We start from the raw sequence: 17,402 nt of genomic DNA, 5'->3' as shown, positions 1-17,402 counted from the left end.
TCGCTGAGCCATGCTCGGCGCTGCCGCCAATCGCTGCCTAGGCCACCACCAGGCCGAACGCGGCCAGCGCTGCGGCGGCCTGGCGCTGCGAAATCACCGCTTTCCGGAACAGCTTGGCCTCCATCACGTTGAGCCCGCTGATGTCGGTCCCGCGCAGGTCCGCGCCTTCGAAGCGGGTCAGCCGGGTCTGCGCGTTGCGCAGGCTGCCGCCGTTGAACACCGCATCGCGGAAGTCGCAGCCGGAAAGATCCGCATCGGAGAAATCCATGCCCTGCAACTGGGCCTTGCGGAACGACAGGCCGCGCAGGTCGGCGCTGACCATCAGGCAGTCGCGGAACTCCAGTGCCCACCCGCCTGCCTCCTGCAGGTGCGCGCCGGTCAGCTTGCAATCCAGGAACTGCACCGAGGACAACGTGGCGCGCCGCCAGTGGCTGTTGTTGAGATCGCAGTGCGAAAAGCGCGCGTCGCTCAGCAGGGCCGAACTGAAGTCGCAGGCAGCACCGCGGCACTTGTTCCACTGGCTTTCCTCCAGCGAAGCCGCCAACCAGTTCGCACCCGCCAGCGAACACTGGTTGAACTGGAAGCCGTCCATGTCCAGCCGCGAAAAATCGCCATGATCGAAGCTGCAGCCTTCGAATATCGCCGCGCGGGGGTGCGCGGCGATGATCGCCTGCATGCGTTCGCGGGTGAGGGTTTCAGCGCGGAAAACGGCGGTCGTCATGCTGCCATTCTGGGCGATGTAGACCGCTCACAATAGACTTGAGCATTGCGCTGGAGTGTGTATGAAGCCAGCGTAACGCCGTTACTCGAACGTCCAGAATGGCGGTGCGATCGCTTCGCGCCAGTATGATTCGGCCGCCATGTAGAAGCCCTGTGCCTCGGCCAGGGTGAACCATGCCGCCGCCGCATCCACGTCCTTGGCCAGCCCGTCGCCACCGCGGCCCACGGCCAGCCCGGCCAGGTACTGGCCATACACGTTGCCCTGCCTGCCGGCACGTTCGTACCAGCGCAATGCTTCGGCCTTGTCCTGCACCACGCCGATGCCGGCTTCGTGCAGTGCGCCCAGATCGACCTGGGCCTCGGCATCGCCGCGCGCGGCGCGGCGCTGGATGCCGGCGATGACCGGGTTCGGCGCCGGGCCGGGATCGATCGGCTGGCCATGCGGTGCCGAGCCGCTGGTTGCCTCGCGCAGCGGCTTCAGCTTGTACAGCTCGCGCAGGTACACCGCCGAACGCAGCCGCCAGCGCAGCGCGCCGGTCATGTCGCCGCGACCTTCGTACCAGCGCTCCAGGTCGTGCATCGCATAGGGCGAGCCGTGGTAGGCCGCACTCTGGAACCAGCGGAAGGCCTTGCGTGGTGACGGCTTCATGACCACCTCGGCGGGCTTCTGTGGGCCCTCGCCACTGTCCAGACGGCCACGCGCGTACAGCGTTCCGAGCGTTTCCTCGGCGCTGGTGCTGTGGTGCGTGCGCGGGGTCGTGGCGGCAGCGCGCGCATACCAGTCCAGCGCCCGCGGATCATTCCTGGCCTGGTACATCCGGGCCACGCGCAGCGCCGAGTCGAAACGGCCATCGGCGGCCGCGGCGAGGGCATCGCGCTCGGTGTCGCTGGGCGGGCGGGTGGGCGTGCTGGCACAACCGGCCAGGGCAAGCAGTGCCAGCGCATGCAACAGTGCGCGGCGGGGGAAGGGAATCATCCGTGAAGTCCTCAAGGGGGCGGGAGATTATCCGTGACGTCGACCGCGTGGCGGCTGAACGTCGGCGCAGGAACGGTTGCCATCGCAACAGTTGCGCCGCCGCCAGAACCCGGTTACGGTCGATCCATGTCCTTGCTCCCCGCCACCGCCGTCCGCAATACCAACCGCAATAACCTGCGCGCGAATAATCGTGCGCGGCCGATGCGGGACTGCGCCCTGGGTAGATAGGACACTCCACACCCGGACACCAGAAAACCCGCATCGACCGATGCGGGTTTTTTTTGTGCCCGGGAAACCTCCCGGGCCAGGCTGGCCGGTCGAACACCCCTACCGCGTATAGACCCCAAACAGGAGCTTCCCCCATGTGTTCGATCTTCGGAATATTCGGCCTGCAGGCCGGTGACGACCTCCCCGCGCTGCGCCGGCACGCATTGGAATCCTCGCAGCGCCAGCGCCACCGCGGCCCGGACTGGAGCGGTGTCTACCTCGACGACGGGGCGCTGCTGGTGCACGAGCGGTTGGCCATCGTCGATCCCGCTGGTGGCTCGCAGCCGCTGCTGTCCGAAGATGGTGGCCTGGCGCTGGCGGTCAACGGCGAGATCTACAACCACCAGCAACTGAAGGCCGGACTGAGCCAGCCGTATGCATTCCAGACCGGCTCGGACTGCGAGGTGATCAACGCGCTGTACCGCCAGGGTGAGCCGTCGCAGTGGCTGGAACGGCTCAACGGCATCTTTGCTTTTGCGTTGTGGGACAAGGTGGCTGCGCGGGTGCTGGTGGCGCGTGATCCGATCGGCGTGGTGCCGCTGTACTGGGGCCACGATGCGCAGGGGCGCCTGCGCGTGGCGTCCGAACTGAAGGCGCTGGTGGATACCTGCGCCGATGCCGCGCAGTTCCCGCCGGGTCATTACTACGACAGCGCAAACGGTGAGCTGGTGCGTTACTACCAGCAGCCCTGGCGCGAGTACGACGCCGTGCAGGGCAAGGCGGTGGACCTGGCCGAACTGCGCGAAGCGTTCGAGCGCGCGGTGGAGCGCCAGCTGATGAGCGATGTGCCTTACGGCGTGCTGCTGTCCGGCGGGCTGGATTCCTCGCTGGTGGCCGCGGTGGCCGCACGCTATGCGCGCCGGCGCATCGAAGACGGCGGCGAGAGTGAAGCGTGGTGGCCGCGCCTGCATTCCTTCGCCATCGGGCTCAAGGGTTCGCCTGATCTCGCCGCCGCCGCCATTGCCGCCGAGGCGCTGGGCACCGTGCATCACGGATTCGAATACACCTTCGAAGAAGGCCTGGACGTGCTGCCGGAAGTGATCCGCCACATCGAAACCTACGACGTCACCACCATCCGCGCCTCCACCCCGATGTTCCTGCTGGCGCGGCGGATCAAGGCGATGGGCGTGAAGATGGTGCTGTCCGGCGAGGGCAGCGACGAGATCTTCGGTGGCTACCTGTACTTCCACAAGGCGCCGGATGCACGTGAGTTCCACAGCGAACTGGTGCGCAAGCTGGATGCCCTGCACAACTACGATTGCCTGCGCGCCAACAAGTCGATGATGGCCTGGGGCGTGGAGCCGCGCGTCCCGTTCCTGGACCGCGAGTTCCTGGACGTGGCGATGCGCTTCGATGCCGCGCACAAGATGGTCGGCAGCGAAGCCTCCGGTGGCCGCCGGGTGGAGAAGGGCGTGCTGCGTGCGGCGTTCGAAGGCTATCTGCCGGAGAGCATCCTGTGGCGGCAGAAGGAGCAGTTCAGCGATGGCGTGGGCTACGGCTGGATCGACGGGCTGAAGGCGCACGCCGAAGCGCAGGTCAGCGACCGTGTGCTGGCTGCCGCCGACAAGCGCTTCCCGCACAACCCGCCGCAGACCAAAGAGGCGTACTACTACCGCCACGTGTTCGAGCAGTACTTCCCCAGCCATGCGGCGGCGGAAACGGTGCCGGGTGGCAAGTCGATCGCCTGTTCGTCACCGGCGGCGATTGCCTGGGACGCCAGTTTCGCGGCCGCCGCGGACCCGTCCGGCCGGGCGATCGCCGGCGTGCACGAAGCGGCGTTGGCCTGACATCCGGGCGCTACCGCCGGGCGGTCGACGGCCATGGATGGATCAGGCGCGTCGGGATGTCAGCGGGCAGGCCGCAGGGTCAGCGTGTGCTGGCTGGGGCCGGGCAGGAACGGGGTCGGACGTCCGTGCACGTAGTCCTCGTGTCCGGCCGCCCAGAACGGTGACAACGGGTGGCCGCTCTGGCCGCCCGGCATGTGGATGATGCCCTGGTCTTCGTGGCCGGGGGACACCACCATCCGCTGCGAAGCGCCGAAGCCCGGCCCCTGCACGCGCGGCATGTTGTTGTCACCGGGCAGCGGCTCGGCCGGCATGCACAGCCAGCGTTCGGCGAAGGCGGGCAGGGCACGGCTGATCGGGTGGCAGATCGCAGCGGTATTGCGTTCACCCCAGCTGCGTTCGGCCAGCGGCCCCTGCGCGGTCAGGTCCGCTTCCAGACGCTTGGCGGTGTCGGCCAGCAGCGCTTCCCAGCTTGCGTGGCCAGGCGGCAGCAGGTGCGCCGGGCGCTGGTCGACCAGCGGCCACAGCACGCCTTCGAACTGCGCCAGCCGCGGCTCCAGCCAGTCATCGCCCAGCATCTGTCTGGCCGGTGCCAGCATCGCACTGGACACCTCGTCCAGCAGCATGCCGCGGAAGCCACGCACTACCCGATAACTCACCGAATCCACCGACGCATGGCCCTCCCAGGTGCGCGTGACAGCCTCCAGCCGCTGCAGTTGCGGGTCGTTCGAGCCCACCACCACCTTGCGCAGCAGATGCCACCAGCGTTGCAGGAACAGCGCACGGTCATCAAGCTGGATCGCCAGCAGGTCCGCTTCGCTGAAGCGCTGGCGGGCCTGCAGTGCATCGCGGATCTGGGCGCCGCGCGCGCCGAGGTCATAACCGCCGTCACCGGCGACAGCCAGTGCCTTGCCGTCCATGACACGTCCGTTGGCGGTCCACAGCCGGTGGGTTGGCGGGTCGATCAGCGAGGGCGCCGCATCACTGCGGATGCCCCATGCCGCGCAGCCATCAGCCGTGGTGGTGCGCATGTCGGTGGGCGCGCAGCCGGCAGCACGGTCCGGGCGCGCACCCAGCACACGCCAGCCGATGCGTCCGTTGCTGTCGGCCAGCAGCAGGTTCTGCGCTGGGATGCGGGTGCGGTCGGCGACCTGCAATGCCTGGTCAAGATCGGCGACGCGTGCCAGCTCGGTCAGTGCCAGGCTGACCGCGCCGGGTTGGTGGGCGACCCAGCGCAGCGCATCGCCACTGCCATCGGCGCGCTGGTGCAGCAGCGGCCCCCATGCGCTCTCGCGCACGGTGAAATCCACCGGCGGGGCACCAGCCACCTCGATTTTTTCGTGGTACTCGGTAAGCTTCGTGCCGGCCGGCACCGGCTGGAAGTCGGCGGTGTCGATGTAGCTGTTGGTGAAGCCCCACGCCACGTGTCCGTTGCTGCCGACGATGATCGCCGGCAGGCCAGGCAGCGAAAATCCACTCACGTCGACCCGCCCGCCGGGCGCCTGCGGATCGGGGTAGCGCAGGCGCACGCGGAACCAGATGTTCGGCGCGCGCAGGCCCAAGTGCATGTCGTCGGCGAGGATCGCGCGGCCATCGGCGGTCAGCGCCGCGCCGACGGCGAAGTTGTTGCTGCCTTTGACATCGGTATCGGCCAGGGCAGCGGCAGGCGCGGCAGGCTGGCCACGCAGGTCCAGCACGTCGGCGCCGGGCAGCACCGCATCGCCGCGCGGTCCGCCCATCAACGGCGCGTCCCAACTGCTGCCATCGTGGCTCAGCAGCGCATACAGCGCCGGCGGCATCACCGCACGCAGGCGGCTGTATGCCAACTCGCTCTGGTTGGCTGGATCCTGCAGGTCGGCATACATTGCATAGCCGGTCAGCAGGCTGTCGGCGGCCTGCCACGGCGCGGGCCGCTGGCGCAGCAGCAGGTAGGGCCAAGGCCGCACCCGCAGGCGGGCGATTCCTTCATTCACGCCTTCCACGTAAGCCTGCAGTTCGGCACTCACCGGTTCTTTCGATGCGCGGTGGCGCAGGCGATGCAGGCGCATGCGTTTGTCCACCTCCAGCGCGGCCGGCCCGAACAGCGCGGACAGCTCGCCGGCGGCACTGCGGCGCATCAGGTCCATCTCGAAGCCGCGTTCCTGTGCGTGCACCTGGCCCAGAGCGCGCATCACGTCGTGCTGGCTGGCACCTTCGATGGTGACCACGCCCAGGCCGTCGCGGCTGACGGTCACCGGGGCCTGCAGGCCACCGAGGACCTGCTCGCCGCCCAGCGGCGCAAGGCTGCCGCGCAGCAACCACCAGGCCATCAGGCCGAGTCCCAAAGCCAGTACCAGCAGCAGCCAGAACAGCCGCAACAACCATCGACGCATGGGGCGCTTCCTTGCAGGGAAAGAGTGGGAGCGAGTGTAGACAGCCGGTGTGGCAGATCGCAGACGTGACGCGACTGCGATTGATTCCGATTAGATCACGGGATTTCCGGATAGGGCACCATGGCGCCATCGAGTCAAAGGAGCATCCCCCATGAAAGGCAATCCGGACGTCATCGCCTGCCTGAAAGAACTGCTGCGCGGCGAGCTTGCTGCCCGCGACCAGTACTTCATCCACTCCCGCCGTTACGAGGACCAGGGACTGTTCGCGCTGTATGAACGCCTGAACCACGAAATGGAAGAAGAAACCCAGCACGCCGATGCGCTGCTGCGCCGGATCCTGTTCCTGGGCGGCGATCCGGACATGCGTGCGCACGCCTTCGAACCCGGCAAGACCGTGGAAGAGATGCTGCGCAAGGACCTGGACACCGAATATGCGGTGCGCAACAACCTGGCCGCCGGCATGAAGCTGTGCGAAGCCAACGGCGACTATGTCAGCCGTGACATGTTGCTGGTGCAGTTGAAGGACACCGAAGAAGACCATGCCTGGTGGCTGGAGCAGCAGCTCGGCTTGATCCAGCGCATCGGCCTGGAGCTGTACCAGCTGAGCAAGATCGACGGAAAGGGCGCTGCCGCGCACTGACCTCGCAGCCAGCCAGCCCAGCGCCAGCCAGCAACGAAAAAGCCGGGGAGGTCCCCGGCTTTTTTTGTTCGATTCCAGGCCATGCGTGGCGCCGGGCAGGGCCCGGCGCTACCTCCCTCATTCCACCGCAAGCCCTTCCACCTTCTGCCAGCCACGCGGCAGCAGATGGCCACGCGTGGCGCGCGAACCCAGGTAGGTGTCCAGCTCGCTGAACTTCAGGCCCATGGTGCGTTGGCCACTGCGTACCTGCAGGGTCTGGCCGGGGCTGATCGCCACCACCGCCACCACCCGCTCGGTGGCCAGCTTGGCTTTCGGGATCTCGATGATCTTGTTGCCCTTGCCCTTGTCCAGTTCCGGCAGGTCACTGGCGGCGATCGCCAGCAGGTTGCCCGAACTGGTCACCGCCACGATGCGGTCGGTGTCCACGTTGGCCACCAGCGCCGGCTGCAGCACCGACGAGCCCGATGCCAGGTTGAGCATCGCCTTGCCGGCCTTGTTGCGGCCGATCAGGTTCTCGAAGCGGGTCACGAAGCCGTAGCCGTGGGTGGAGGCCAGCACGAAGCGGCCGTTCGGCTCGGCGCTGGCCAGGGTGACGAAGCTGGTGCCCGGGGCCGGCGAGAAGCGGCCGGTAAGCGGTTCACCGTTGCCGCGTGCCGACGGCAGCGTGTGCACCGGCGTGGAATACGCGCGGCCCTCGCTGTCCAGGAAGGCGACCTGTTGGGTACTGCGCGCGCGCACCGAAGCCAGCATGCTGTCGCCATCGCGGTAATTCAGCGACGACGCATCCACGTCGTGGCCCTTGGCCGCGCGGATCCAGCCCTTCTCCGACAGCACCACGGTCATCGGCTCGCTCGGCACCAGCTCGGTTTCGTCGATGGCCTGGGCGGCAGTGCGCTGCACCAGTGGCGAACGACGGGCATCGCCGAACTTCTTCGCATCGGCGGTCAGTTCGTCCTTGATCAGCTTCTTCAGCTTGGCCTTGCTGTCCAGGATGCCGAGGATCTTGTCGCGTTCCTTGGCCAGCTCGTCCTGCTCGCCGCGGATCTTCATTTCTTCCAGGCGTGCCAGCTGCTTCAGCTTGGTTTCCAGGATGTACTCGGCCTGCTCCTCGGACAGGCCGAAGCGCGCGATCAACGCGGCCTTCGGCTCGTCTTCGGTACGGATGATGTGGATCACCTCGTCCAGGTTGAGGAAGGCGACCAGCAGGCCTTCCAACAGGTGCAGGCGGCGCTCCACCTTCTGCAGGCGATGCTGCAGGCGGCGGGTCACGGTGCTGCTGCGGAACGCCAGCCACTCGCTCAGCAGGGTCTTGAGGTTCTTGACCTGCGGGCGGCCATCCAGGCCGATCACGTTGAGGTTGACCCGGTAGCTGCGTTCCATGTCCGTGGTGGCGAACAGGTGCCCCATCAGCTGGTCGGCGTCGACCCGGTTGGAGCGCGGCACCAGCACCACCCGCACCGGGTTGGCATGGTCGGATTCATCGCGCACGTCCTCGATCCACGGCAGCTTCTTGGCGCGCATCTGCGCGGCGATCTGCTCGATCACCTTGGACGGGGATACCTGGAAGGGCAGGGCGTTGACCACCACGTTGCCGTTTTCCTTGAAGAACGTCGCACGCGCGCGGACGCTGCCATGGCCGGTCTCGTACATATGCAGCAGGTCGGCGGCCGGGGTGATGATCTCCGCGTTGGACGGATAGTCCGGGCCCTTAACGTGTTCGCACAGGTCGCGCACGCTGGCATCGGGATCTTCCAGCAGGTGCAGCAGGGCGCTGACGATCTCGTTGAGGTTGTGCGGCGGCACGTCGGTGGCCATGCCCACGGCGATGCCGGTGGTGCCGTTGAGCAGCAGGTGCGGCAGCCGCGCCGGCATCCAGGTCGGCTCCTGCATCGTGCCGTCGAAGTTTGGCGTCCAGTCGGTGGTGCCGTGGCCCAGTTCGCCCAGCAGCACTTCGGCGATCGGGGTCAGCTTGGACTCGGTGTAACGCATCGCCGCGAAGGATTTCGGGTCGTCGCTGGAACCGAAGTTGCCCTGGCCTTCGATCAGCGGATAGCGGTAAGAGAACGGCTGCGCCATCAGCACCAGCGCTTCGTAGCAGGCGCTGTCACCATGCGGGTGGTACTTGCCGATGACATCGCCGACGGTGCGGGCGGACTTCTTCGGCTTGGAGGCGGCGTTCAGCCCCAGCTCGCTCATTGCATAGATGATGCGGCGCTGCACCGGCTTGAGGCCGTCGCCGAGGAAAGGCAGCGCACGGTCCAGCACGACGTACATCGAGTAGTCGAGGTAGGCGCGCTCGGCATACTCGCGCAGCGGCAGTTGTTCGAAGCCGTGGAAGACGGGGCGGGCAAGATCGGTCATGCGGGGTTGTTACCTGTGTTCGGAGGCGGCGACGGCCGTCGCCCTCGCAATGCGTTGATTATCCGGATGCGGCCGGAGAAGCCAAGCCACGCGGTGGATCCAGTCCGTGCGCGGCACGGGCCAGATAGCGTCCGGGCGGCACCCCGAAATGGCGGCGGAACACGGTGACGAAGGCGCTGGAGCTGCTGAAGCCCAGTGCGTGGGCGATATCGGCCACCGCGCGGCCCTCGCTGAGCTGGCGCAGCGCCTCGGCCAGCCGCGCCTGCTGGCGCCAGTGGGCGAAGCTCAGCGTGGTCTCTTCGCGGAAATGGCGGGTCAGCGAACGGGTCGATAGGCCCGCCCAGGCCGCCCACTGCGCCAGGCTGCGGTCATCGGCCGGTTCGGCCAGCAGCTGCGAGGCGATCTTCAGCAGGCGCCGGTCGCGCGGCATCGGCAGGTGCATGCGCTGGCGTGGGGCGGCACGGATCTCGTCCAGCAGCACCTCGATCAGGTGCTGCTGGGGTGCGCTGGCGGCATCGGCGATCGGCCAGTCGCAGACCCGCAATGCCACCGCCTGCAGCAACGGAGAGATGCCGATCACGCAGGGATCAGCCGGCAGATCGCGGCACAGCGTTGGCGCCAGCACCATGCCCCAGCCGCGCAGCGGCCCATCAATGGCCACCGTGTGCGGTTCGGCGGCGGGCATCCAGCCGGCTGATCCAGGCGCGAGCGACCAGGTCCCGTGACGGGTGCGGGTGGTGAGCAGGCCACTTTCCACGCAGATCAGCTGGGCACGGCCGTGGGTGTGCCAGTCCACCTCGTTGGCCAGGCCGGTCGGGCTGTCGATGCGGAAGCCCACCACTGGCAGCCCATCCTCGCGTTCGAACCACTCCAGCGCACTCTCGCGCAGCACCTGCCGGCCCGCCTCGATGTCGGGGCCTTGGCGGACGTGAGCGGGCGAGGTTGGCTGGAAACTGTCATTCATTGGCTGGATTGTACTACCGGGCCAATGGCGCGCGCTATTAACGTGGCGGCCTGCCGATCACGCCGTTGCTGCAACACAGCATTCCTAGTCAGATCGAAATATTTCCATTGAGAAATATATTTTTTGGAAGAGAATGCTACCCCATGATCTGTCCCTCCGACTCACCCCCCAGCTTCGGGCTGCTGCTGCGCCAGGTGCGCGACGGCCTGGTCCGCCAACTGGATGCCTCGATGGCCGAAGAAGACCTTGGCCTCAACTTCACCCACTACATCGGCCTGAAGGTGCTTGCGCGGATGGCGCCGTGCACCGCCAACGAGCTGGCCAAGGCGATCGACCAGGTGCCCAGCGCGGTAACCCGCCTGCTGGACAAGCTTGAGGCGCTGGGCTGCGTTCGCCGCGAAGCACATGCGCAGGACCGGCGCGCGCTGCAGATCGTACTGACCGAAGAAGGCCGCGCGCTGTGGCTGCGGCTGCAGAAACGTGGCGAAGACGTGATCGATTACGCCTCCCGTGAGCTCAGCGCCGACGAACGCGCGCAGCTGCTCTCCCTGTTGACCCGAATCCGCGACTCCCTGGCGACTCCATGACTCCCATCTCTCTCTCTTCTATCCGGCGGCACGGCCGGCCGTTGCTGCTGGCGAGCCTCGCGCTGGCGCTGGCAGCGTGCGCCAGCAGCCGTGGCCTGCAGCCGCAGGGCGCGCTGCGCGATGTCGATTCCCTGCACAGCGAGCGCACGCTGGCCGATGCGTCGCTGGGTGCGGCCGGTTTCCCCGCGCGCGACTGGTGGACCGCGCTGGGCGACCCGCAGCTGGATGCGCTGATCAGCGAAGGGCTGGCCAGCCACCCCAGCCTGGAAGCGGCTGACGCACGCCTGCGCCAGGCCCGTTCGCAGGTCAGCGGTGCACGTGCGGATCAGCTGCCGAACCTGTCTGTTTCCGGTGGGTACACCGGCCTGCGCCTGCCCGAGTCGATGCTCGGCGAGGAGAACGGTGGCCATTACGCCGGCAGTGGGCAGGTCGCCTTCAATTTCAGCTACGGCGTGGACCTGTGGGGCGGCAAGCGCGCGACCTGGGAAGCGGCGGTGGACAGCGCCCATGCGGCGGCCATCGATGCGCAGGCCGCTCGACTGAACCTGTCGGCCAACATCACCCAGGCCTATGCCGGGCTGGCCTATGCGTGGCAACTGCACGACGTGGCGGCCGAAGAACTGGCGCGCTCGCAGAAGGCGCTGCAGTTGACCCGCCAGCGCCGCGCGGCCGGCATCGACAGCGACCTGCAGGTGCGCCAGGCCGAATCCCGCGTGCCGGCGGCGCAGCAGCAGTTGCAGGCCGCCCAGCAGCAGATCGACGAAGGCCGCACCGCATTGGCCGCGCTGGTCGGGCAGGGGCCGGATCGTGGCCTGCGGATCGAACGCCCCCGTGCGCTTGATCCGATGGCGCTGCAGCTGCCGGGCGTGCTGCCCAGCGCGCTGCTGGGCCGTCGTCCGGACATCGTGGCGGCGCGCTGGCGGGTGGAAGCGGCCGGCAAGCAGATCGATGCAGCCAAGGCGACGTTCTATCCCAGCCTCAACCTCACCGCGCTGGCCGGGGTGGTCGCCCCGAATGTTGGCGACCTGTTGCAGAGCAGCTCCACCTTCGCCTACCTCGGCCCTGCGCTGAGCCTGCCGATCTTCGACGGCGGCCGGCTGCGCGCAGGACTGGACAGCAAGGACGCCGATTACGACCTGGCGGTGGCCACCTACAACCAGCGGCTGGTGGATGCGCTGCACGAGGTGGCCGATCAGGTCAACGCCGTGCGCTCGCTGCAGCAGCAGGCGCAGTCGCAGCAGCAGGCGGTGGATACCGCGCGCGCTGCGCATGGCCTGGCCGAACAGCGCTACCGCGCCGGCATCGGCGGCTACCTCGACGTGCTGACCGCGCAGTCCACCTTGTTGCAGGCACAGCAGCGCTTGGCCGGGCTGCAGTCGCAGCAGGTGCTGTCCTCGGTGCGCCTCAGCCAGGCGCTGGGCGGGGGTTTCGAGCCCACTGCCGATGACAGCCGCCGCGCCGCCTCCCTTTCCGATTCGCATTCCTGAAGAAGCCTCCCATGAGCCAGACTCCCAATTCCGCGGCCCCCGCCGCTCCCAGCCGCCGCGGCAAGCTGCTGCGCGGACTGCTTGTCATCGTGCTGCTGCTGATTGCCGCCGCTGCCCTGTGGTACTTCATGTTCGGCCGTTGGTTCGAAGAAACCGACGATGCCTATGTCGGTGGCAACCAGGTGCAGATCACCTCGATGATCACCGGCACGGTGGTCGGCATCGCGGCCGACGACGGCATGCGCGTGGAGCGCGGCCAGGTGCTGGTGCAGCTGGATCCGTCCGATACCGAAGTCGCCCTGCAGCAGGCCGAAGCCAAGCTGGCCGGCACCGTGCGCCAGGTACGCGGTCTGTACCGCAGCGTGGAAGGGGCGCAGGCCGAACTCAATGCCCGCCAGGTCACCCTGAAGCGCGCCCGTGATGACTTCGCACGCCGCAAGGACCTGGCCGCCACCGGCGCCATTTCCAATGAAGAGCTGGCGCATGCGCGCGATGAACTGGCTGCCGCCGAAGCAGCCGTGGCCGGTTCGCGCGAGACCTTCGAGCGCAGCCGGGCATTGGTGGATGACACCGTGATCGCCACGCAGCCGGACGTGCAGGCCGCCGCAGCGCAGCTGCGCCAGGCGTGGCTCAACAATGCGCGTGCCGGCATCGTTTCGCCGGTCACCGGTTACATCGCCCGTCGTTCGGTGCAGGTGGGCCAGCGGGTGCAGCCGGGCAATGCGCTGATGGCCGTGGTGCCGACCGAGCAGATGTGGGTGGAAGCCAATTTCAAGGAAACCCAGTTGCGGCACATGCGCCTGGGCCAGGAAGTGGAGCTGCGTTCGGACCTGTACGGCGGCGACGTGCGCTATACCGGCCACCTGACCAGCCTGGGCATGGGTACCGGTTCGGCGTTCTCGCTGCTGCCGGCGCAGAATGCCAGCGGCAACTGGATCAAGATCGTGCAGCGCGTGCCGGTGCGCATCGCCATCGATGCCAAGCAGCTGGCCGAACACCCGCTGCGCATCGGCCTGTCGATGAAGGCCGAAGTGAGCCTGCGTGACCAGAAGGGCGAAGTACTGCCCAGCCAGGCCGCCACCGGTTCGGTGTTCGACACCGATGTGTATTCCAAGCAGATGCACGATGCCGACGAGGCGATCCACAGCATCATCCAGGGCAACCTGCCGCAGCGCCCCGGCGCTGCCGCAGCGGCCGGCCCGAAGGCGACCGCCGCGGTGGGCCAGCAGCCGATCACGCCGCCCCACGTCTCCAAGGCAGGCTGAGTTTCCATGTCCTCCCAAGCCCCTGCCGTGCCCGCTGCGCCGGGCCCGCCGGCCGCGCCGGCGACCGGTTTCCTGCCGCCCAACATCGCCCTGTGCACCGCCGGTCTGGCGATGGCTTCGTTCATGCAGGTACTGGACACCACCATCGCCAACGTGTCCCTGCCGACCATCGCCGGCAACCTGGGCGCCAGCTCGCAGCAGGCAACCTGGGTCATCACCTCGTTCGCCGTCAGCACCGCCATCGCGCTGCCGCTGACCGGCTGGCTCAGCCGCCGGGTCGGTGAGACCAAACTGTTCGTGTGGGCCACGCTGGCCTTCACCATCGCCTCGCTGCTGTGCGGGCTGGCCCAGAGCATGGGCATGCTGGTGGTATCGCGCGCGCTGCAGGGCTTCGTCGCCGGCCCGATGTATCCCATCACCCAGTCGCTGCTGGTGTCGATCTACCCGCGCGAAAAACGCGGGCAGGCGCTGGCGTTGCTGGCGATGATCACCGTGGTGGCGCCTATCTGCGGGCCGATCCTCGGCGGCTGGATCACCGACAACTACAGCTGGGAATGGATCTTCCTGATCAACGTGCCGCTGGGCATCTTCGCTGCCCTGGTGGTGGGCAACCAGATGAAGGGCCGCCCGGAGCAGATCGAAAAGCCGAAGATGGATTACGTCGGCCTGGTCACGCTGGTGATCGGTGTGGGCGCGCTGCAGCTGGTGCTCGACCTGGGCAACGACGAAGACTGGTTCAGTTCGCCGATGATCGTCGCGCTGTCCTGTGTTTCGGTGGTCGCGCTGGCGGTGTTCCTGATCTGGGAACTGACCGACAAGGATCCCATCGTCGACCTGCGCCTGTTCCGTCACCGCAACTTCCGGGCAGGCACGATGGCGATGGTGGTGGCGTACGCGGCGTTCTTCAGTGTGTCGCTGCTGATCCCGCAATGGCTGCAGCGTGACATGGGCTACACCGCGATCTGGGCCGGCCTCGCCACCGCGCCGATCGGCATCCTGCCGGTGATCATGACCCCCTTCGTGGGCAAGTACGCATCGCGCTTCGACATGCGCATGCTGGCTTCGGTGGCGTTCGTGTTCCTGTCCTTCACCAGCTTCCTGCGTTCCGGGTTCAACCTGCAGGTGGACTTCCAGCACGTGGCCGGCGTGCAGTTGCTGATGGGCGTCGGCGTGGCGCTGTTCTTCATGCCGGTGCTGCAGATCCTGCTGTCCGACCTGGACGGGCGCGAGATCGCCGCCGGCTCCGGCCTGGCCACGTTCCTGCGCACGTTGGGCGGCAGCTTTGCCGCTTCGTTGACTACCTGGCTGTGGTCACGGCGCACCCAGGTGCACCATGCCGACATCACCGAGCACATATCGGTGTACCAGCCGGGCATCCAGGAGCAGGTGACCGCGATGGGGCAGGGCGACCTGCAGCATGGCGCGGCGGCGCTCAATACGATGATCAACCATCAGGCATCGCAGATGGGATTCAACGACATCTTCTTCCTGCTGGGCTGGATCTTCCTGGCCATCATCGCGTTCCTGTGGCTGGCCAAGCCACCCTTCGGCGCAGGCGCGGGAAGTGCGGCGGCCGCGGGCGGGCATTGATCTGCACCCAAAAGCGCCGAGCATTGCTCGGCGTTTTTCTTTGCACGGCGCCCTGGATCCCGAACGCCAGGCATGAAAAAACCCGCTTGCGCGGGTTTGATCATTTTCCGAGTCGTGGTGCCCAGGAGAGGACTCGAACCTCCACGAAGTTGCCCTCGCTAGCACCTGAAGCTAGTGCGTCTACCAATTCCGCCACCTGGGCGACTCAGGAGGAGAATTATGGGGAACGAATTAATTTGTGTCAACAACATTTCTGCATGCGGATGATGTGAACTGCTCAGTCGTCCACTGCGTGCCCGCCGAGGTGCAGCAGCAGGCTCTGCATCGAGCGTGAAAGGCCGTTCCAACGGACGAAGCACAGGCTCAGCTGGCGGCGCGCCCAGGCATCTTCCAGCGCGATGGCATGGAAGCCGTAACGGCGGCGATGCTGCCGGCAGATCGAGCGCGGCACGATGCCGATGCCGATCCCGTGGCCGACCATCTCGCACACGCCCTCGAAGGTCTTCATGCGGATGCGCGGTGAAAGCGTGCGGCCGAGCGCACGCGCGTTTTCTTCGATGTGTTCCTGCAGTGCGTTGCCATCGGCGAGGGCGACGAAGGTATCGCCCAGCACCTCTGCGAAGGTTGCCGACGTACGGGTCGCAAGCCGGTGCGTGGCCGGCACGATCAGCAGCAGCGGATCATCGGCCACCGGCTGCAGCTGCAGCGGGGCGCTGTCCACGGCATCGGAGGTGATGCCGGCCTCGGCCTGTCCGCCGCGTACTGCGCGCACGATCTCCTTGCTGGTACGTTCCTTCAGGTCCACGTGCAGGCGCGGTCTCGCGGCCATCCAGGGTGCCAGCCGGCCCGGCAGGAAGGTAGTGAGTGCGCCGGTGTTGGCATACAGGTGCAAGGTGCCACGCGCACCGCTGGCGAACTCCTGCAGTTCTTCGCGCAGCAGCGACTGCTGGCGCAGCATCAGCCGTGCATGGTGGGCGAGGGCTTCACCGGCCTCGGTGGTGGTGACCCCGCGCGGGTGGCGGGTCAGCAGGGTGATGCCCGCTTCGGCCTCCATCGTGCGCAGCCGTTCGCTGGTCGAGGCCAGTGCAAGGTGCGCGCGTTCGGCGCCCGCCGTGATGCTGCCGGCTTCAACCACCATCAGGAACAGGCGCAGGTCCGCCAGGTCCAGTCGCATATCCGCTGCTCCCTGCCTTCGGCCCAGCCGAAGGCTCGCTCATCCAGGCCGCATTGTGCCGCAGGCGGCTGGCAGGTCCTAATGGCGCCATGAACGATTCGCTCTACTTCTATTTCCTGTTGGTGGTGGTGTTCGTGTTGGCGGGCGTGGTCAAGGGCGTGACCGGCATGGGCCTGCCCACTGTCGCGATGGGCCTGCTGGGCAGCGCGCTTTCACCGGTGGCCGCCGCCTCGATGCTGTTCGTGCCGACCCTGGTCACCAACGCGTGGCAGATCCTGGCCGGGCCGTCGATCGGGCGCATCGTGCGCCGGCTGTGGCCGATGATGCTGGGCGTGGTGGTCGCCACCGTGGCCGGCGCGGCGCTGCTGGTGCGGGTGCAGGCGCGCTGGTCCGGCCTGGCACTGGGCGCGGCGCTGATCGTGTATGCGCTGTACTCGGCGTTCGCGCCGGCCTTCCGCGTGCCGCCGCGCAAGGAGCGCTGGCTGTCGCCGCTGGTCGGTGCGGTATCCGGCCTGGTCACCGGTGCCACCGGGGTGTTCGTGATGCCGGCCGTGCCGTACCTGCAATCGCTCGGGCTGGATCGCGATGAGCTGGTGCAGGCGCTGGGCCTGGCGTTCACCGTATCCACGATCTCGCTGACCACCGGGCTGCTGGTGCACGGGGCGTTCGGTGTGCAGCAGCTGGGGCTGAGCGCGCTGGCGATCGTGCCGGCGCTGGCGGGGATGTGGCTGGGCCAGAAGATCCGCGGGCGGATCAGCGCGCGTGCGTTCCGGCTGTGCTTCCTCGGCTTCCTGCTGTTGCTGGGAATCGAGCTGGTGGTGCGTCCCTGGATCGGATGAAAAGGCAAAAAAAACCCCGCATCAGCGGGGTTTTTTTTATCGATGGTGCCCAGGAGAGGACTCGAACCTCCACGAAGTTGCCCCCGCTAGCACCTGAAGCTAGTGCGTCTACCAATTCCGCCACCTGGGCATCGAGGGAGCGAATTATGCAGAGGCGTGAAGAGGCTGTCAACCCTGTTTTCCAAGCGTTTTATCACGCCCAACAAAAAACCCCCGCTTGCGCGAGGGTTGTTTGTTTGGTGCCCAGAAGAGGACTCGAACCTCCACGAAGTTGCCCCCGCTAGCACCTGAAGCTAGTGCGTCTACCAATTCCGCCATCTGGGCTTGCAGAGCGGGCGATTTTGAAGACGCGAGAGGCGGTTGTCAACGGTTTTCT

12 protein-coding genes, 3 tRNA genes and 1 pseudogene are annotated in these 17,402 nt (G+C 67.2%); 7 read left to right on the top strand and 9 right to left on the bottom strand.

Annotated features, from left to right (window positions below; all coding sequences use genetic code 11):
• Positions 1-37: 37 nt before the first annotated feature.
• Positions 38-721 (bottom strand): pentapeptide repeat-containing protein, encoded by a 684-nt coding sequence (locus IFT63_RS09545; protein WP_042613850.1) that lies wholly within the window; start codon positions 719-721, stop codon positions 38-40.
• Positions 722-802: 81 nt separating this feature from the next.
• The gene (locus IFT63_RS09540; protein ID WP_192083943.1) at positions 803-1,696 is read right to left on the bottom strand and encodes a tetratricopeptide repeat protein; all 894 of its coding nucleotides are present in this window, start codon (positions 1,694-1,696) and stop codon (positions 803-805) included.
• Positions 1,697-2,058: 362 nt separating this feature from the next.
• On the opposite strand from IFT63_RS09540, the gene asnB reads away from it, so the two are divergent.
• On the top strand, positions 2,059-3,750 hold the full coding sequence (gene asnB, locus IFT63_RS09535) for an asparagine synthase B (protein ID WP_192083942.1): 1,692 nt from the start codon (positions 2,059-2,061) through the stop codon (positions 3,748-3,750).
• A 59-nt stretch (positions 3,751-3,809) separates the two neighbouring features.
• Here asnB and IFT63_RS09530 read toward each other — a convergent pair whose 3' ends face one another.
• Entirely contained in the window at positions 3,810-6,119 is a 2,310-nt protein-coding gene (locus IFT63_RS09530; RefSeq protein ID WP_192083941.1) for a penicillin acylase family protein, read from the bottom strand.
• A 151-nt stretch (positions 6,120-6,270) separates the two neighbouring features.
• Here IFT63_RS09530 and bfr point away from each other — a divergent pair, with 151 nt between their 5' ends.
• Positions 6,271-6,759 carry a bacterioferritin gene (gene bfr, locus IFT63_RS09525; RefSeq protein ID WP_101099965.1) on the top strand — a complete coding sequence of 163 codons (489 nt, stop codon included), beginning with the start codon at positions 6,271-6,273 and terminating at the stop codon, positions 6,757-6,759.
• 117 nt (positions 6,760-6,876) lie between these two features.
• Here bfr and parC read toward each other — a convergent pair whose 3' ends face one another.
• Positions 6,877-9,120: a DNA topoisomerase IV subunit A gene (parC, locus tag IFT63_RS09520; protein ID WP_192083940.1), complete on the bottom strand. Its 2,244-nt coding sequence runs from the start codon at positions 9,118-9,120 to the stop codon at positions 6,877-6,879.
• A 58-nt stretch (positions 9,121-9,178) separates the two neighbouring features.
• Entirely contained in the window at positions 9,179-10,084 is a 906-nt protein-coding gene (locus IFT63_RS09515; RefSeq protein WP_042615347.1) for a helix-turn-helix transcriptional regulator, read from the bottom strand.
• Positions 10,085-10,227: 143 nt separating this feature from the next.
• On the opposite strand from IFT63_RS09515, the gene IFT63_RS09510 reads away from it, so the two are divergent.
• The 4 genes and pseudogenes from IFT63_RS09510 (at position 10,228) to IFT63_RS09495 (ending at position 15,013) form a co-directional block, all read left to right on the top strand.
• On the top strand, positions 10,228-10,671 hold the full coding sequence (locus tag IFT63_RS09510) for a MarR family transcriptional regulator (protein WP_042615348.1): 444 nt from the start codon (positions 10,228-10,230) through the stop codon (positions 10,669-10,671).
• Positions 10,668-12,158: an efflux transporter outer membrane subunit gene (locus tag IFT63_RS09505; protein WP_192083939.1), complete on the top strand. Its 1,491-nt coding sequence runs from the start codon at positions 10,668-10,670 to the stop codon at positions 12,156-12,158. The genes IFT63_RS09510 and IFT63_RS09505 overlap by 4 nt, the downstream gene beginning before the upstream one ends.
• Before the next feature lie 11 nt (positions 12,159-12,169).
• A pseudogene (emrA, locus tag IFT63_RS09500) lies at positions 12,170-13,333 on the top strand (multidrug efflux MFS transporter periplasmic adaptor subunit EmrA); the annotation flags it as partial.
• 96 nt (positions 13,334-13,429) lie between these two features.
• A complete protein-coding gene (locus IFT63_RS09495; RefSeq protein ID WP_192083937.1) occupies positions 13,430-15,013 on the top strand; it encodes a DHA2 family efflux MFS transporter permease subunit in 1,584 nt (527 codons plus the stop codon).
• Between the two features lie 115 nt (positions 15,014-15,128).
• Here IFT63_RS09495 and IFT63_RS09490 read toward each other — a convergent pair.
• Positions 15,129-15,215: transfer RNA gene (locus IFT63_RS09490), tRNA-Leu, on the bottom strand.
• 75 nt (positions 15,216-15,290) lie between these two features.
• Positions 15,291-16,187 (bottom strand): LysR family transcriptional regulator, encoded by an 897-nt coding sequence (locus IFT63_RS09485; protein ID WP_192083936.1) that lies wholly within the window; start codon positions 16,185-16,187, stop codon positions 15,291-15,293.
• Positions 16,188-16,276: 89 nt separating this feature from the next.
• On the opposite strand from IFT63_RS09485, the gene IFT63_RS09480 reads away from it, so the two are divergent.
• The gene (locus tag IFT63_RS09480; RefSeq protein WP_192083935.1) at positions 16,277-17,026 is read left to right on the top strand and encodes a sulfite exporter TauE/SafE family protein; all 750 of its coding nucleotides are present in this window, start codon (positions 16,277-16,279) and stop codon (positions 17,024-17,026) included.
• Positions 17,027-17,069: 43 nt separating this feature from the next.
• Here IFT63_RS09480 and IFT63_RS09475 read toward each other — a convergent pair.
• Together IFT63_RS09475 and IFT63_RS09470 are read right to left on the bottom strand one after the other, a co-directional pair.
• A tRNA-Leu gene (locus IFT63_RS09475) sits at positions 17,070-17,156 on the bottom strand.
• Positions 17,157-17,263: 107 nt separating this feature from the next.
• A tRNA-Leu gene (locus IFT63_RS09470) sits at positions 17,264-17,350 on the bottom strand.
• Positions 17,351-17,402: the final 52 nt, after the last annotated feature.

This window comes from Stenotrophomonas sp. CFBP 13724 (assembly GCF_014841975.1).
Taxonomy (GTDB): domain Bacteria; phylum Pseudomonadota; class Gammaproteobacteria; order Xanthomonadales; family Xanthomonadaceae; genus Stenotrophomonas; species Stenotrophomonas lacuserhaii.
Note: the sequence above shows the minus strand (reverse complement) of the source record. Positions and strands in the feature narration are given on the sequence as shown.

Excerpts from the sequence above, each read along its gene's own strand:
- IFT63_RS09485 (WP_192083936.1), bottom strand. The coding sequence starts at position 16,187 with ATGCGACTGGACCTGGCGGACCTGCGCCTGTTCCTGATGGTGGTTGAA.
- IFT63_RS09530 (WP_192083941.1), bottom strand. The coding sequence starts at position 6,119 with ATGCGTCGATGGTTGTTGCGGCTGTTCTGGCTGCTGCTGGTACTGGCT.
- IFT63_RS09510 (WP_042615348.1), top strand. The coding sequence starts at position 10,228 with ATGATCTGTCCCTCCGACTCACCCCCCAGCTTCGGGCTGCTGCTGCGC.
- IFT63_RS09495 (WP_192083937.1), top strand. The coding sequence starts at position 13,430 with ATGTCCTCCCAAGCCCCTGCCGTGCCCGCTGCGCCGGGCCCGCCGGCC.
- asnB (WP_192083942.1), top strand. The coding sequence starts at position 2,059 with ATGTGTTCGATCTTCGGAATATTCGGCCTGCAGGCCGGTGACGACCTC.
- bfr (WP_101099965.1), top strand. The coding sequence starts at position 6,271 with ATGAAAGGCAATCCGGACGTCATCGCCTGCCTGAAAGAACTGCTGCGC.
- IFT63_RS09480 (WP_192083935.1), top strand. The coding sequence starts at position 16,277 with ATGAACGATTCGCTCTACTTCTATTTCCTGTTGGTGGTGGTGTTCGTG.
- IFT63_RS09545 (WP_042613850.1), bottom strand. The coding sequence starts at position 721 with ATGACGACCGCCGTTTTCCGCGCTGAAACCCTCACCCGCGAACGCATG.
- IFT63_RS09515 (WP_042615347.1), bottom strand. The coding sequence starts at position 10,084 with ATGAATGACAGTTTCCAGCCAACCTCGCCCGCTCACGTCCGCCAAGGC.
- IFT63_RS09505 (WP_192083939.1), top strand. The coding sequence starts at position 10,668 with ATGACTCCCATCTCTCTCTCTTCTATCCGGCGGCACGGCCGGCCGTTG.
- IFT63_RS09540 (WP_192083943.1), bottom strand. The coding sequence starts at position 1,696 with ATGATTCCCTTCCCCCGCCGCGCACTGTTGCATGCGCTGGCACTGCTT.
- parC (WP_192083940.1), bottom strand. The coding sequence starts at position 9,120 with ATGACCGATCTTGCCCGCCCCGTCTTCCACGGCTTCGAACAACTGCCG.